This window comes from Bradyrhizobium sp. RDI18 (assembly GCF_043203335.1).
Classification (GTDB): Bacteria; Pseudomonadota; Alphaproteobacteria; order Rhizobiales; family Xanthobacteraceae; genus Bradyrhizobium; species Bradyrhizobium retamae.
In genome coordinates this window covers 1-14,907 of record NZ_JBICRN010000008.1, presented here as the reverse complement: position 1 = coordinate 14,907, position 14,907 = coordinate 1, and the positions used below count along the sequence as shown (strand labels likewise).

The window sequence follows — 14,907 nt, the reverse complement described above, 5'->3', positions numbered from 1 at the left end:
AAAGAGCTAGAGATATGGAGCGCGAGCGAGCGCGGCTTCTCATTTGTAATCAGTAACGAGAGTAGCAGTGGTCCTGGACTTCATGGGAAGCCTGGCTTTGTAGCTTCTTGGCGCCCCATCAATATCAACCAGCCTGCTATCAGGGTGGGCGGTTCACCCTTCAAGACGTTCGCGGAAGCTGAGAAGGCCTGCGAGGCCATGTTGGAGCACCTGACCCGATAGCAACGGCTTTCGCACCCCGGTGCAGATTGCTCTGCGGCCCACCGACTAAAATAATTCTGCCGTGCTGAAATCGTCGCCCCCGGTGCTGCGGGTAACCTACCTCAACTCTGTTTCAAATTTCGCTTCGCCACTCCCTGTATGACTACGGACGAGCAGAATAATTTACCGGGGACCATCGCGGGCGCGGCGCATTGGCCCGATCGCGTGTCCGTGGAAGTAGCGGCACGCACGCGGACGGCTCCAGTCGAGCTTGCCTGGCCCAGGCTGGGCCATCTTCCAACCGCCCTTGGCCCTCGAGGGCCGTAAGGCCTGGGACCGAACCGTGCCAGCCTGCTTGGTGGTTGGCGGCCTGATGTACAAGTTCGGTCAATTGCACCCGGTAAGGTGGACGACAAAGGTTCACGCAGCGAGCGCGTTCCGTTCCTCCGTGAATTTAGCCATCCCGTATTTCTATCGAGCCCGGAAATAGACCATTTCCCAGATCATGCGCGCGGCTCATTTCGAGAATGCGACACCACCATGTGGGCGTCATCCAAGCAGTCGCATGAGCACCGCCGCCCTCACCTCGATTATGTCAACAGGAGCCTGCAGACCGCGGGTTGCTGGATAAGCGAGTCAAAAGCGGTCACTTATACATCAGTATCATTGAAGGGCCGGGCGTGATCGGTTTTATGGTGCCGCAAGGGTCCTTGACGGGCCACCGGGCCTTTAGGCTCGCGCGCTTGTCATCCACCTCGTTTGCTTACCCCTGCCGACTTCACCGGCAGGGGTTTGCATTTGTGGTCCCTGCTCCAAACCCACGTTGAAGCTCGCTGGTGATCCTGTTTAGCCGACGTCGTGGGTCCGTAGGGATAAGCCATACCGGCGTGAGCCAGCTGGCTTGAATTCACCCGACTCTTAGATTTTCCGCGGACGTTTTGCCCCGGTTGCTCATTTCTTCATAGCTCACCTTGGCACCTTCATTGAGGCTGCTCAGGCCGGCTTTCTCAACAGCTGAAATGTGCACGAAAACATCCTTGCCGCCGCCGTCGGGCTGGATAAATCCATATCCCTTAGTTGCGTTGAACCACTTTACGATACCTGTCGCCACTGTCCGCTCCCTTTTGAACAATGGGCGACAGCTTAGGTCTCCTGGGCAGTACACCGCAAGAGAAACCGCCGGCGTGAACCGGCGGGCTTTCCGGCTTCAGGAAGGGCGCTGGCACGGCGAGGCGCGCGTCCGGGATGATGCTATCACCGCCGCGAAGGCGGCAATTGATCGTGCCGTTGAGCCCAACAAGGTGCGACTGCAGCCGCGGTAAGCTTGCAGGTTACGGCCTATCGCGAAACGAGGCTTATCGCCACTAGCCTAAACAGTATACTACTTCCATTGCACTTTGTTTGTTGGGGGTCCATCATGTTGGACGACAAATTTAAGAAACAGCGCGCTCAAACTGTGCGTGTCTTGCAGAGAAAGCCGACCCATTCATCAAAAGGCGGCTCCTTGATCTCGCAGCGAGATATGAAGACAATGGCCGACTCTCTCATGTCACGAGCACGCCAAACGACCTGCAGTTCGTTAGCTATAGCAACGACGGTTCGGAACGTTAAGCACGGACTGGCAGGCCACGGCGACGCCATCTGCCGGCTAGTAAGGCTGGGTTGAGGCATAGGGAAATGAGCGCAGCGGACGAACTTCACCAATTCGCAGAAATGTTAGCCGTGGCCTCGTCTCGAACCCGCTCGCAGGCTGATTCCACCGTGGCCGAACCTTCACAGACCAATCCAATTGCCACGGAGGACACTACCGCCGATGATCCCGCGGTAAAGCTTGAATCTGCCGTGGCTCACCCACTACTGAGGCTAAGCGCGAACACGAAGCGGCTACAAATCAACCGCTGTCTCCACTGGCCGGTATAGATCTAGACACGGCGATCCGCCTCCGCTGGACGCTGCGCGATATCAAAGCCAAAGCGAACCAAATTAACGCCAGTCAATCCAGACGATCTAAGACTGAATTAGCGCGGAAGTCCGTCAGCGTAAGCACCATGCTCCCAGTCGGTTTCCTTAGCCGATTGCTTCTCACAGCGAAACATTCTGCCCGCGTCCTCAAGGAACTCTCAGTTTTGGCTAGGCTCTACCTCTCGTTACTACGACACTGATATCACACCAGTACTTGCTTGACCGGGAATCGCAACTCAGATTCGATGCCGCTTTTCGCACGGAGAATAGCCGTGTCAGACCCTTTCACCGAGTTCATGACCGGGCAACTCTCGGAACGCCACGCAGCGGAGGACAAGCGGGTTCTCCGCTTTGTCTACGTCGGGCTCGCCGGGTTTGTTGCTTTGGCTTTTGCCAACCTGTTTATCTGACCGGCCGCCTGCTGCGCGGCCCCCTTACTTGCGGGCGGCCCTACGCGAACAGGGGGCGTCGCCAGCGCGAGAGCAGTCAGGCCACCAGCCGCGGCCAACGCCCGTCTGCGGGCTTCATTCGCAATGTCACTAACTAGTAGATTGACAACACTAATAACCGGGCAGAGTAACGAAGAAGCGATTACCGGTGGTTCGTGCGCAAACAAGGCTTGCCAGCCACCGCTGGGACCAACGAGGTTGAGCGTGGCAATCTCTCATCTTCGGTATGGTTCGAGTATAAGATCACGATTCACGATCACCCTGACTGGAAATCCCGGCCTTATCGTTAGCGTTGGCTGAATGTTCAGATTGCGACGCACGACCTGCTGACCAGTTTGATTGAGGGTATCCCCTACGCCGCGACGCAATGCACGAATGATGTCATTGTCATTTCCGCCTGAGCCGATCTCCGTGGCTGCGCCAAGCAATGTCGAAAGCGCCGCAGCTTTGAAGAGTTCACGCCAGTGATTATCGATCTCGTCTTCAAGACCAGCATTGCCGGCGGTATCGGCGCCTGGCTGGCGTTCGAGCACGATGGAGCGCCCGTTCGGTAGAATGAGCCGCGTCCAGACCAGGAGAACGCGGGACTGCCCAAATGCGACCTGGCTATCGTAGATTCCTATCAACCGCGTTCCCTGCGGGATTAACAGCGCCCGACCCGTCGGCGAATCAAAGATGTTCTCGGTCACCTGCGCGGTGACCTGCCCCGGCAGATCGGACCGGATGCCCGTGATGAGAGCTGCCGCAATCACAGAACCGGATTGCACGACATAAGGCGAGGCCGGCTTTGTCACGCGATCGGAGCTCGTGGTCCGGCGATCTATGGAGGCATTAACGAAGGCGAGCTTGCGATCTTGTCCGTTCTGGGCATAGGCCTCATCGGACGATGACACAGCAGTCGTGGTGGTCTCGGCGGGAGTAGCAGCCGCGGATGGTCGAACATTCGTTGACGCAAAGACCTTGCTGATGCGAGCGGCCTCATTTTCCTGGTTCATTCGCTGTTGCTCGGCATCGACCGCTAGCGGTCCTGACTGAGCTTGAGCCGCAACGATGGGACGACCGAGATCGCCGGGCAATGGCGGTCCGAGGCGAGGCACGTCGCGCGGAGTACCCGTATAGTCGCGCGGCAGCCCGGCCAAGCCATCAGCTACGTTGTGATGATCTGTACTGTAGAGTTCTTCTGATGCAGACACCCGCGTGCGATTGCTCTGCAGGGCCCAGAGGAGCGCTGCGGAGACCAGTAGGAGCGCCAATGCCGTCCCGCTAGCCAAGACCTTACGCGACAGGCGCGTAACAGGCGGCCGTTCCGGGCGGAGCCGCAAAGAGCGAGCAATTTCCTCAGATGTCTTTGGCGTGTTCGAATGAGGGCTGCCGGCATCATTCGTTTCGTTGCCGGTCATCAAGACCTCCGGTCGCTTCTAATGATCCGAACCTTTTGCTGGGCATCGCCACCAAGCCGCAGCTCAGCCGCGGCAAATAGCCGATCGACAATCAGCACATTTCGAAAAGTTCGGTAGTTGACGATTTCAGGCTTGCCATCTGGGCCGATGACAAACAGCGGCGGCATCTCGCCCTGAACAATGCCGGGAGAGAATTCCACATAGACCTTGCGACCGTCATCATAGGCGCCGACCGGCCGCCAGGGTGGATCATCACCCTCGATGGCGTAGCGATAGCTTCGCTGAGAAAGCTCTGGAACAACTGGCGTTGGCGGAACGGCCTGAGCACGCGTCGTCCGGTCCTCCGGATAGAACCAGGCCACCGAGGGCATATAGGGCTTCTCACGCGATCGCAGCTCGATCAGATAGGTGCGCCGGTCAGTATTGACCACGAGATTGGTCTCGATCGAAGGCCGCGTCGGCTTGACCATGATATGGACGCGTCTGGTGTCGCCACTTCCACTTTCGGTATCGCCGACAATCCAGCGTACGGTGTCGCCGGCTGATACCGGACCTGAACCCGTAAGCTGCTCACCGGGTTCGAGCGCGATATCGGTAATCTGTCCGGGGGCAGCGTAAATCTGATAGAGGGCACCGGGACTGAACGGAAACACCTGCACGGCGTTGAAGTAACCTTCCTTCCGAGGTTCGACGCGCGCCGCATCATTCGCGGTCTCAATCCGGGCAACCGGCTCTTCGGCCTCCTTCACTCCCTTCCTGCCTCCCTTGGCTGGCGTCCAGGACGGCGGAACGTGCAGTGACCGCGGACGATCCTCCGGCAATGATGGTGGATTGGGAAGCGGCGGGATATCGGCGTCGTAGCTGATCTGCGGAGCTTTGAAAGTGTTGCAACCGCCGAGCACAGCCATGCAAGCAAACAGCACAGGTCGCGCGATCTTGCTCATACGCGGGCCGGCAATTTTGCTGATCGGCTCGTTCACTGCCCGACCTCCTTCGACCAGTTGATGGCATTGACATAGACCCCCAGCGGATTCTTGCGCAGACGATCGGCATCGCGCGGGGTTTCGATCACGATGGTGAGGATGGCGGTCCAACGCTCGGTGGCGGCAAGCTGACCGTTATCATAACGTCGCTCAATCCAGGCGACGCGAAAACTCTCTGGCGAGGCGCGGATCACACTGGATATTTCCACCGCAATCTGCACCTTGCCGAGATTGGCAAAGGGATCGTTGACCCGGGCATGGTTATTGAGGGCCGCGGCGCCGCGGTCCGTGGTAAAATCATAGGCACGCAGCCAGTCCTGACGCAGTACGACGGCGTCGGCCGGAAGCCCGCGTACGTCTTCGATAAAGCGTGCCAGATGGAACGCGATCTGCGGATCGGTCGGCTGATAGAAGGGATTGGCTGGGCCGACCGCCTGTACCTGGCCGAGACGATCGACCTCAATGACCCAGGGCGTGACGCTTCCCTGTGTGGATTGCCAGACGAGACCTGAAGCGAGTCCTGCCGACAGGATCAGAGAACCGAAGGCTATAAGTCGCCAGTTTTTGGCCTGCACCCGCGCCGAGCCGATGCGCTCGTCCCACAGTTGCGCCGCTTTCTGATAGGGCGTTACGGGCGCGGGCGTGCGGCCATAATGAACGGATGGTCGTTTGAACATCACTTCCCTCCTTCGGAGAGATCGACGGAGGCGCCTCCACCACCATGGTCGGCAGTGCGAACGACGTTGGTAGCGGCCGACGCCCCCTGACTCATGGTCTGCATCCGCTTCATGCGTCTGGCCGAGCTGGACTGACTGTCCGGAGGTGAGGAACTTGCCGGCGGCTGAGCTGCGCCGGTTTCACCGGCTGCAGTGCGAAGCGGGCTCGTCATCGCGGACGCGGCGGCACCCGCGACGCCGGACAAACCAGCCGCGCGGAACGCACCGCTCGCGCTACCCGCTAGCGCCGCAGTCCCGCGAGCCGCGCCGGCGAGTGCACCCGCGCTTCCGGCAGCGAGGCCCGCTCCGGCCACCACGACCCCGCCGGCAGCTAACCCCGTGCCCGCGGCGGCTCCGGCGCCAAGTTGCGGACCGCCGGACACGATGCCATTGGCGATGCCGGGCCCAAAGATCCCTAAGCCCAGCAGCGCTAATGCCGCGAGCACCAGGGCCATGGCATCTTCAATGCCGACCTGTGCGCCGGCCGAGCTAACGGTAAACTGTGAGAACAACGACGAGCCGATGCCGACGATGACCGCGAGCACCATGACCTTGACGCCCGATGAGATGACGTTGCCGAGCACGCGTTCGGCGGCAAAAGCCGTCTTGCCGAACAAACCAAAGGGGATCAGGATGAAGCCGGCGAGCGTCGTCAGCTTAAATTCAATCAGAGTGACAAAGAGCTGGATTGCCAGGATGAAGAAGGCGAGCAGCACGGTCACCCAGGCGAACAGCAACACCACGATCTGGATGAAATTTTCGAAGAAGCTGACATAGCCCATCAAGCCCGAGATTGAGTCCAGGATTGGCCTCCCCGCATCGATACCGACCTGTGCGATCCGCCCCGGGCGCAGGAAATCAGCCGATGATAGTCCAGTTCCTGAGGCTTCCAGGCCGAGACCGGCAAAGCTCTCGAAAACGATGCGGGCGAGGTTGTTCCAGTTGCCGATCAGGTAAGCGAAGACGCCGACGAACAGCGTCTTTCTCACGAGGCGAGCGATGATGTCCTCGTCGGTACCCCAGGCCCAGAACAGAGCGGCCAGCGTGACATCGATCGCGGCAAGCGTGGTTGCGAGGAAGGCGACTTCGTTGCCAAGCAGCCCAAAGCCAGAGTCGATATAGCGGGTAAACGTTTCCAGGAATCGGTCGATGACGCCGGTGCCACCCATGGATCACTCGCGTTCGGGTGTTGCAACGGGCGGCCAGCCCTGGGGAAGACGATCGGGATGCTTGGGCTGCGCCAACGAGGGTGTCGGGCTGCCTGGTTGAGCATCGGGGGAAGTAACGCCCGGAGTTTTCTTTGATCCAAGGAAGCGACGGCGGTTCTCCGCCCAAATCGGACGGCAATCCTGGAGTTCTGCAACCTGCTCGGAGGTGACCTTCCAGCAGCGTTCGAGTTCGCCGCCAAGCGGACTGGTTGCCCGGGATGCCGACGATCTAGCCGGTGGACCTTCGCTGTCGCCGCGGAGCTGGATTGTGCACGCTGCGACAAGGATGGGGACGGCAGCCGCTGTCGTCACAAGCATCACCCGCTTAAGTCCACCACGTCCGCTCATTGGTGAAACATCCGAACTATCGAAGGCTGATAGCCTCGACCGGGTGCGAGAAAGCGACGAAGCTGCTCCCTGCCCTGATCCTGCGCGGTGGTACGCTGAGCCATTTCGAGATTTTGCGCCCGCCCCTGCGCGGCAACGGCGGCCGTAAGGTCGGCGAGCTGCTGCGCCTGCAGACCAAGGAGCTGATTGCCGGCCTGACTGGCCTGCAGCGCGCCGGTCGCGCCCTGGCTTGCGCCAACGAGGGCCGACATCTCCTTGCGGTGGGTGTCGAGATTGCCGACCACGGTCGCCTGAACCCGCAGGGCATCCTGCAATCCCGCCACAGAATTCTGCCAGCGTGTTTGCGCATTCGCGATCAGCGCTTGATCTGATCTGTTCGCCGAAACGGGCGCATAGGTCGTCGAGAACGCCCGATCGATCTGATTGATGTCGTAGGCAATGCGCTGCGCCTGAGCGAGAAGCTGTTGGGTTCGCTGGATTGACTGCTCGAGCTGCTGCAAGGAGGAATACGGCAGGCTGGCGAGATTTTTGGCCTGATTGATCAGCATCTGCGCCTGGTTCTGCAGCGAGGTGATCTGGTTATTGATCTGCTGCAGCTCACGTGCAGCCGTGAGCACGTTCTGCGCATAGTTATTAGGATCGAACACGATCAACTGGCCGGATGTTGGCGAAGCGGTACATACAATCGCAATTGCGAGCGCACCCACCGCTGAGAGGTGACGGCGGCGCTTCATGACAAGCCTTCCTGCTTGATGAGACGGGGTATGAGATCGGCGGCCCAACCCAGCCCACGTGCGGCGAGCCAGCCGGTGACAAACTCCTCACGGCCATGTTCGGCCAGCACGCGCTCGATCATTGCCTGATCGGACTTTGATGAAGCGGCCGTAAAGGCGAGTGCGAATTCTTCAAGACCGAGTTCGAACAGGCGATTGCCGCGCCGGGACTGGCAGTAGTAGTCGCGCTTTGGCGTGGCGCGCGCGAGGATCTCGATCTGCCGGTCGTTGAGGCCGAAGCGTCGATAGATGGCCGAGATCTGCGGCTCGATCGCCCGTTCGTTCGGAAGGAACAGCCGCGTTGGGCAACTCTCGATGATGGCAGGCGCAATCGCGGAGCCGTCGATATCCGAGAGCGACTGGGTGGCAAAGATGACGGAGGCATTCTTCTTCCGCAGCGTCTTCAGCCATTCGCGGACCTGGCCGGCAAACCCTTCATCATCGAGTGCGAGCCAACCTTCGTCGACAATGAGTAGCGTGGGCCTTCCGTCGAGCTGCCCCTCAATTCGGTGATAGAGATAGGACAGGACCGCAGGTGCGGCACCGGTGCCGATCAGCCCCTCGGTTTCGAACACCTGGACCGGAGCGGAGCCTAACCGCTCGGCTTCAGCATCGAGCAACCGTCCAAAAGGGCCACCGAGGCAATAGGGTTGAAGCGCCCTTTTCAGGCCCTGGGACTGCAGCAGCACGGACAAACCGGTCAACGTCCGTTCGCCAATAGGCGCCGAAGCCAGCGAAGACAGCGCCGACCAAAGATGCTCCTTGGCTTCGGGCGTCATGTCGATCTTTTCGCGGGCGAGAATGGCTGCGATCCATTCCGCCGCCCAGCCGCGCTCGGCCGCATCGTCAATCATGGCTAGCGGCTGCAGGGCGACCGGTTCGGAGGCGCTATCGGACAGCGCACCGCCAAGATCGTGCCAATCGCCCTTCATGGCGAGCGCCGCGGCCCTGATCGACCCGCCGAAATCGAAGGCAAAGATCTGGGAGCTTGGATAGCGGCGGAACTGCAGCGCCATCAGCGCAAGCAGCACGGACTTGCCGGCACCGGTCGGACCGACCACCAGCGTGTGCCCGACGTCGCCGACGTGGAGGGAAAAACGAAACGGGCTGGATCCTTCCGTGCGTGCAAAGAACAGCGGCGGCGCACCGAGATGCGCGTCCCTCGCCGGCCCTGCCCAAACCGCGGACAACGGGATCATATGGGCGATGTTCAGGGTCGAAACCGGGGGGCTGGCGGACGTTGGCATAAACGTGGCCGGGCAACGAGCCCAGCCAGGCATCGACGGCATTGATGGACTCCACCATGCACGTGAAGTCGCGTCCCTGAATGACCTTCTCGACCAAGCGCAACCGTTCGTCCGCGATGCGCGGATTCTCGTCCCAGACCGAGATCGTGGCGGTAACAAACGCCTCTCCGATCAGATCGGAGCCGAGCTCCTGCAACGCGGCGTCGGCGTCGATGGCCTTGTTGGCTGCGTCAGTGTCGATCAGCAACGAAGTCTCGTTCGTCATCACCTCCTTCAGGATCGCGGCAACCGATTTCCGTTTGGCGAACCATTGCCGCCGGATCCTGGTCAGGAGCTTCGTTGCGTCTGCCTTGTCGAGCATGATCGCCCGGGTCGACCAACGATAAGGGAAGGCAAGCCGATTGAGATCGTCCAGGATCCCCGGCGTGGTTGCCGTCGGAAACCCGACAATCGTGAGCACCCGCAGGTGTTGGTCGCCCAGCATCGGCTCGAGCCCACCCGTCAGGGGCTCGTCCGCCAACAGCGCATCGAGATACATGGGAATCTCGGGAACGCGGACGCGATGTATCTTGGTCGAGACGCAAGCATGCAGGTACGTCAGGGTCTCGCCGTCATCGAGCCATCGGCACTCCGGCATAAACCCTTCGACCAGTTGCAGCACGCGGTCGGTCCGATCGACAAAGCCGCGCAATACCTGGTGGGCGCCGGCAGCCTCCCCGCGCTCAGGTCCCTCATAAAGGAGACGCTCGGCGCGCGCCTCATCCTCAGCCGGCGGCAGATACAGGAAGGTGAGGAAATAGGCTGACTCGTAGTGAGCTCCCTCTTCCTCGAATTGCGCCCGGCGCTCGGCATCGACCAGGGCCGATGCCACATCCGGGCAACTGCTCGGCGGATAGGCGTTCGATGAATACCTCTGCGCCTCCATAAACACCGCCCAGCCGGATCCGAGGCGCCTTAAGGCGTTACTGAGGCGGCCGGCAACCGCAACGAGCTCCGCCGGAACGGAAGAATCAAGATCGGGGCCGCGAAAACGCGCGGTCCTCTGAAACGATCCGTCCTTGTTGAGGACGACGCCTTCGTCGACCAGTGCGGCCCATGGCAGGAAATCCGCAAGACATGTAGTGGAGCGGCGGTATTCGGCAAGGTTCATCATTGGTTGCTCACACATTCAGATGGGTTGGGATGCGCAGATGGCGTCTTGCAGTTTCGACAAAGAGCGGATCGCGCTTCGCGGCCCAGACGGCAGCGGCATGACCGATTGCCCACATCAGGAGGCCCGCGATCCACAACCGCAGGCCGAGGCCGAGCGCAGCGGCGACGGTGCCGTTGACGATGGCGATCGCACGCGGCGCGCCGCCGAGCAGGATCGGTTCGGTCAGCGCGCGGTGCACCGGAATTGCAAAACCCTCGACCGGCCCGTCCATCAGATCAGCACTCCGCCGCCGAATGAGAAAAATGCCAGGAAGAAGCTCGAGGCTGCGAACGCAATCGACAGACCGAAAACGATCTGGATCAGGCGCCGAAAACCGCCCGAAGTGTCGCCGAAGGCGAGCGTAAGGCCCGTGACGATGATGATGATGACGGCCAGAATCTTGGCGACGGGCCCCTCGACCGACTGTAGGATCTGGTTAAGCGGCTGCTCCCACGGCATGTTGGAGCCAGCGGCCTCTGCAGTAGGCGAGATCGCCACGGAGCTGAGAGCTACCGCAACAGCTATCATCCCGCTTCTCAATGTGACGCCGTTCATGATTGGTCTCCTGCGGGTGAAATGAGGTAGTCGCCCTCGGTCGTCAGGCCATCGACACGCGCGAGTTCTGTCAGCCGACGGTCTGCGCCGCGGCCGGAGAGAACGGCAATCACGTCGATGGTCTCCGCGATCAGCGCCCGCGGCACAGTGATGACGGCTTCCTGGATAAGCTGTTCGAGGCGGCGAAGCGCACCTAACGCCGTACCGGCATGAATGGTACCGACGCCCCCGGGGTGGCCAGTGCCCCAGGCCTTGAGTAGGTCGAGCGCCTCGGCCCCTCGCACCTCACCGATTGGGATTCGGTCCGGGCGTAGCCGGAGCGAGGAGCGCACGAGGTCGGACAGCGAGGCGACACCGTCCTTGGTGCGCAGCGCCACGAGATTAGCCGACTTGCATTGGAGTTCGCGCGTATCCTCGATCAGCACGACGCGATCAGCTGTTCTTGCAATCTCGGCCAGCAGGGCATTGGTCAGCGTGGTCTTGCCGGTCGAGGTACCGCCGGCCACGAGGATGTTTTGACGGTCCCGGACAGCGTTCCGCAGCCCTTCAGCCTGAGCGACTGTCAGGATGCCGGCGGCGACATAGTCGTCGAGCGTGAAGACGGCCACCGCCGGCTTGCGAATGGCAAAGGCCGGAGCGGTCACCACGGGCGGCAGCAACCCCTCAAAACGCTCTCCCGTCTCGGGCAACTCGGCCGAGACGCGGGGACTTGCCGGATGAACCTCCGCGCCGACGTGATGGGCAACGAGCCGCACGATGCGCTCGCCGTCGGCTGCGGCGAGACGCTCGCCGGTATCTGTCATGCCCCCCGACAACCGATCGACCCAGAGCCGGCCATCGGGATTGAGCATGACCTCGACGATCCCAGCGTCTTCGAGCCAGGCCGCTATCGTCGGTCCGAGCGCGGTGCGCAACATGCGTGCACCACGCGAGGCCGCCTCGACTGAAAGGAATGAACTGCCACGCTTGTCCCCAAGGTCGCCGAGAGATATGAGCTCGGCGGTGGGGATCAGTAGAAAAGGCAGGTTACGCGCTCGTGCAACAAGCTCAAATCAGGCGGCGTGCCGTGGCGTAGCAAAAGAAAAGATGGCGGGATCACTCACGAGGAACGGTTGGCGACGGTTGTGCCGGATCGATGTCGAGCGAGATCTCCTGGGCCAGGGTCTGGCCCCTGGCCAGCCGGCGCCCGAGGGCCTCGACAAACCCCTCATACCGCTCCCGGCCCTTGGCCTGCGCAGCGGGCTGCGCCGTATCAGGCAGCGGCGGCGTTGCCGTCAGCCAGAACCGCACGAACAAGGCCAGTGCCTCATTTGAAATGGTGATGTGACGCTCCAGCCGCTCGACGTGCCGGGTCAGCCGGTCAAGGCGACGGCCGAGCGCCGCTTCCATCCGCTCCGAATTATCCGGCGACAGGAATGAGGCCAGCGCAGTTTCGACAATGAGCGCCTGCGGCACCCGCTTGCGGCTGGCGTGGTCAGCGAGCTTGCCCGCTAGGTCAGGAGGCAGACGAAACGTGTGCTTGGTTCGCATTATCTCATCCTAGAGGTCGAGGCCGTCGTCTGGATCCATCGCGGCCTGACGCGCCAGACCGGGAACGTTCATGCGCAGCACACGCGCCCGTACGGCGTCACCGTCGCCCTCGTCTTCCGTGAAGTCGAACTCCGGTGGAGGCTTCAAGGCCTCTGGCGCGATATTTTCATGCTCGGGAAACTCCGGCTCGCGGCGAATGCCGGAATTTGCGGTAGATTGCCGAGCACCCGACAAGCTTACCGGCTCGGCAACATTTGAATTTGGCGGAGCTGGCTGCCGGCTCAATCGTCTGTCGCTGCCCTACCGTCGCGGTCGAGGGAGCTTGAGTTTGGCGGTGGTAGCACGCGCTCGGTCAAACGTGGATCCTCAAAATACCTCGCCTTCTTGGCGCGGATCGGTGGCACGCCGGAAACCAGCACCAGCTCGTCCTCGGGCGGAAGCTGCATCACCTCGCCGGGCGTTAGCAATGGCCGCGCGGTCTCCTGTCGCGAAACCATGAGATGGCCGAGCCACGGGCTAAGCCTGTGACCGGCATAGTTCTTCATCGCCCTTAATTCCGTGGCAGTCCCAAGCGCATCCGAAACCCGCCTGGCGGTACGCTCGTCGTTGGTCGCAAAGGAAACGCGCACATGACAATTATCGAGGATCGCGTTATTCGGCCCGTATGCTCTTTCGATCTGATTGAGCGACTGCGCAATAAGGAAACTCTTAAGCCCATAGCCCGCCATGAAGGCGAGCGCCGACTCGAAGAAATCAAGCCTTCCCAGCGCCGGAAACTCGTCGAGCATGAGCAGCAATCGATGCCGGCGGCCCTTGGCCTGGAGTTCCTCGGTGAGGCGGCGACCGATCTGGTTGAGGATCAACCGCACCAGCGGCTTGGTACGGCTGATGTCCGATGGAGGTACGACGAGATAGAGCGTCGTTGGCCGTTCGTCCTCAATAAGATCCCGGATGCGCCAGTCGCAGCGGCGCGTCACCTCGGCAACAACAGGGTCGCGGTAGAGGCCGAGGAAAGACATCGCGGTCGAAAGCACGCCGGACCGTTCGTTCTCGCTCTTGTTCAATAACTCTCTCGCTGCGGACGCGATCACTGGATGGGTCCCGGCTTCGCCGAGGTGCGGCGTGGTCATCATGGCGCGGAGCGTGGTTTCGATTGGCCGTTTCGGATCGGACAGGAAACTCGCAACACCGGCGAGCGTCTTGTCCTGCTCCGCATAGAGGACGTGAAGGATGGCTCCGACCAGTAGCGCGTGGCTGGTCTTCTCCCAGTGATTGCGCCGTTCCAGCGAGCCCTCGGGATCGACCAACACGTCGGCCACATTTTGCACGTCACGAACTTCCCACTCCCTCGCCTCACTTCCAACAGAGGGTTGTAGGCTGCACTCCTTGAGTTGGTTGGATCAAACAACAGCACCCGGCCGTGTTGGGCACGAAAGCTGGACGTCAGGGTCCAGTTTTCACCCTTGATGTCATGGACGATGCAACTTCCCGGCCAGGTTAGAAGGGTCGGGACAACAAGTCCGACGCCCTTTCCGGATCTGGTGGGGGCGAAGCACAGCACATGCTCAGGTCCATCGTGCCGCAGATAAAGTCCCTCGAACCGCCCGAGGATCACGCCGTCTGCCCCGGCAAGGCCGGCACTTCGAATCTCAAGTTGGCTGGCCCAGCGCGCGGAACCGTATGTCGCCGCCGTCTCCGCCTCCCGCGCCCGCCACACCGACATCGCGAACGCGACTATGATCGAGATGATCCCGCCGGACGCAGCGACACACGCCCCTTCGACGAACACTCCAGGTGCATAGGCATCATAGGCGTACCACCACCAGAAGAAGGCCGGAGGCAGATAGATGGGAACGCCCGGCGCGAGCTCAAACCAGGGCTGTCCGAGTTGGAGTTGAAAGCCGAGCCGCCATGCTGTCCACTGCGTCGCGGCCCACATCGTGATCAGCACGATAGTCAAGAGCAGGGCGACCTGGCCCCAAAGTATTCTGGTTGCGGACATGGGATGGAATATCAAATGAGTCCGTAATCCTCAGACAAGCCATCCTGCTGGTTGCGAGTATTTTCGGATATCCAGGCGAGCAGATTGGTGCGTCAGTCGCCGAGCGTCGTAGAAATTAAATCGCTGCCCGCACGTATCGCGAAAAGTGTGGAAGCGGACTTAGCCCTGGCATCGGACGAGATAGTTGTCCCCCTATCGCCTGCCGGTGGCCTGGGACGCAGCGCTTAGCTTCCTTGCGGTCGGCAGGTTGATCGGGCAACTCCAACAGACTGGCGGCCTGAAGAAAAGCTCGCCGATAATCGAAGAGCTGATGTCGGCTTCACTTCCAGTAGCGGACAATC

At 61.1% G+C, this 14,907-nt stretch carries 12 protein-coding genes and 2 pseudogenes; 1 reads left to right on the top strand and 13 read right to left on the bottom strand.

Translation table 11 applies throughout. The annotated features are described in order from the left end of the window. Nucleotides 1-1,108: 1,108 nt before the first annotated feature. Nucleotides 1,109-1,312: a cold-shock protein gene (locus tag ACFXS9_RS08635; protein WP_392687504.1), complete on the bottom strand. Its 204-nt coding sequence runs from the start codon at nt 1,310-1,312 to the stop codon at nt 1,109-1,111. A 1,123-nt stretch (nt 1,313-2,435) separates the two neighbouring features. Here ACFXS9_RS08635 and ACFXS9_RS08630 point away from each other — a divergent pair. Next, the gene (locus tag ACFXS9_RS08630) at nt 2,436-2,573 is read left to right on the top strand and encodes a hypothetical protein (protein WP_392687501.1); all 138 of its coding nucleotides are present in this window, start codon (nt 2,436-2,438) and stop codon (nt 2,571-2,573) included. Between the two features lie 254 nt (nt 2,574-2,827). On the opposite strand, the gene ACFXS9_RS08625 is transcribed toward ACFXS9_RS08630, so the two are convergent. From ACFXS9_RS08625 to ACFXS9_RS08570, 12 genes and pseudogenes are all read right to left on the bottom strand, one after another. Further along, nucleotides 2,828-4,012: a TrbI/VirB10 family protein gene (locus tag ACFXS9_RS08625; protein WP_392687498.1), complete on the bottom strand. Its 1,185-nt coding sequence runs from the start codon at nt 4,010-4,012 to the stop codon at nt 2,828-2,830. After that, nucleotides 4,012-4,956: a P-type conjugative transfer protein TrbG gene (gene trbG, locus ACFXS9_RS08620; protein WP_392699683.1), complete on the bottom strand. Its 945-nt coding sequence runs from the start codon at nt 4,954-4,956 to the stop codon at nt 4,012-4,014. The genes ACFXS9_RS08625 and trbG overlap by 1 nt, the downstream gene beginning before the upstream one ends. Nucleotides 4,957-4,988: 32 nt before the next feature. Then, entirely contained in the window at nt 4,989-5,672 is a 684-nt protein-coding gene (gene trbF, locus ACFXS9_RS08615) for a conjugal transfer protein TrbF (RefSeq protein WP_392687495.1), read from the bottom strand. After that, the gene (gene trbL / locus ACFXS9_RS08610; protein WP_392687492.1) at nt 5,672-6,880 is read right to left on the bottom strand and encodes a P-type conjugative transfer protein TrbL; all 1,209 of its coding nucleotides are present in this window, start codon (nt 6,878-6,880) and stop codon (nt 5,672-5,674) included. The genes trbF and trbL overlap by 1 nt, the downstream gene beginning before the upstream one ends. A gap of 3 nt (nt 6,881-6,883) precedes the next feature. After that, nucleotides 6,884-7,237 carry a putative entry exclusion protein TrbK-alt gene (gene trbK-alt / locus ACFXS9_RS08605; protein WP_392699681.1) on the bottom strand — a complete coding sequence of 118 codons (354 nt, stop codon included), beginning with the start codon at nt 7,235-7,237 and terminating at the stop codon, nt 6,884-6,886. 26 nt (nt 7,238-7,263) lie between these two features. Further along, the gene (gene trbJ, locus ACFXS9_RS08600) at nt 7,264-8,001 is read right to left on the bottom strand and encodes a P-type conjugative transfer protein TrbJ (RefSeq protein ID WP_392687466.1); all 738 of its coding nucleotides are present in this window, start codon (nt 7,999-8,001) and stop codon (nt 7,264-7,266) included. After that, a pseudogene (trbE, locus tag ACFXS9_RS08595) lies at nt 7,998-10,440 on the bottom strand (conjugal transfer protein TrbE). Before trbE ends, trbJ begins: the two are co-directional and overlap by 4 nt. Nucleotides 10,441-10,447: 7 nt before the next feature. Further along, entirely contained in the window at nt 10,448-10,711 is a 264-nt protein-coding gene (locus ACFXS9_RS08590) for a VirB3 family type IV secretion system protein (RefSeq protein ID WP_392687141.1), read from the bottom strand. Next, nucleotides 10,711-11,007, bottom strand: coding sequence for a TrbC/VirB2 family protein (locus tag ACFXS9_RS08585; protein ID WP_247786674.1), 297 nt, complete (start codon nt 11,005-11,007; stop codon nt 10,711-10,713). The genes ACFXS9_RS08590 and ACFXS9_RS08585 overlap by 1 nt, the downstream gene beginning before the upstream one ends. 23 nt (nt 11,008-11,030) lie before the next feature. Beyond that, a complete protein-coding gene (trbB, locus tag ACFXS9_RS08580) occupies nt 11,031-11,951 on the bottom strand; it encodes a P-type conjugative transfer ATPase TrbB (protein WP_392687489.1) in 921 nt (306 codons plus the stop codon). A gap of 178 nt (nt 11,952-12,129) precedes the next feature. Further along, a complete protein-coding gene (locus tag ACFXS9_RS08575; protein ID WP_392687458.1) occupies nt 12,130-12,564 on the bottom strand; it encodes a CopG family transcriptional regulator in 435 nt (144 codons plus the stop codon). 9 nt (nt 12,565-12,573) lie between these two features. Further along, nucleotides 12,574-14,566, bottom strand: a pseudogene (locus ACFXS9_RS08570) (conjugal transfer protein TraG). Between the last annotated feature and the right edge of the window lie 341 nt (nt 14,567-14,907).

Excerpts from the sequence above, each read along its gene's own strand:
- ACFXS9_RS08575 (WP_392687458.1), bottom strand. The coding sequence starts at position 12,564 with ATGCGAACCAAGCACACGTTTCGTCTGCCTCCTGACCTAGCGGGCAAG.
- trbF (WP_392687495.1), bottom strand. The coding sequence starts at position 5,672 with ATGTTCAAACGACCATCCGTTCATTATGGCCGCACGCCCGCGCCCGTA.
- ACFXS9_RS08590 (WP_392687141.1), bottom strand. The coding sequence starts at position 10,711 with ATGGACGGGCCGGTCGAGGGTTTTGCAATTCCGGTGCACCGCGCGCTG.
- ACFXS9_RS08625 (WP_392687498.1), bottom strand. The coding sequence starts at position 4,012 with ATGACCGGCAACGAAACGAATGATGCCGGCAGCCCTCATTCGAACACG.
- trbJ (WP_392687466.1), bottom strand. The coding sequence starts at position 8,001 with ATGAAGCGCCGCCGTCACCTCTCAGCGGTGGGTGCGCTCGCAATTGCG.
- trbG (WP_392699683.1), bottom strand. The coding sequence starts at position 4,956 with ATGAGCAAGATCGCGCGACCTGTGCTGTTTGCTTGCATGGCTGTGCTC.
- trbK-alt (WP_392699681.1), bottom strand. The coding sequence starts at position 7,237 with ATGCTTGTGACGACAGCGGCTGCCGTCCCCATCCTTGTCGCAGCGTGC.
- trbB (WP_392687489.1), bottom strand. The coding sequence starts at position 11,951 with ATGTTGCGCACCGCGCTCGGACCGACGATAGCGGCCTGGCTCGAAGAC.
- trbL (WP_392687492.1), bottom strand. The coding sequence starts at position 6,880 with ATGGGTGGCACCGGCGTCATCGACCGATTCCTGGAAACGTTTACCCGC.
- ACFXS9_RS08585 (WP_247786674.1), bottom strand. The coding sequence starts at position 11,007 with ATGATAGCTGTTGCGGTAGCTCTCAGCTCCGTGGCGATCTCGCCTACT.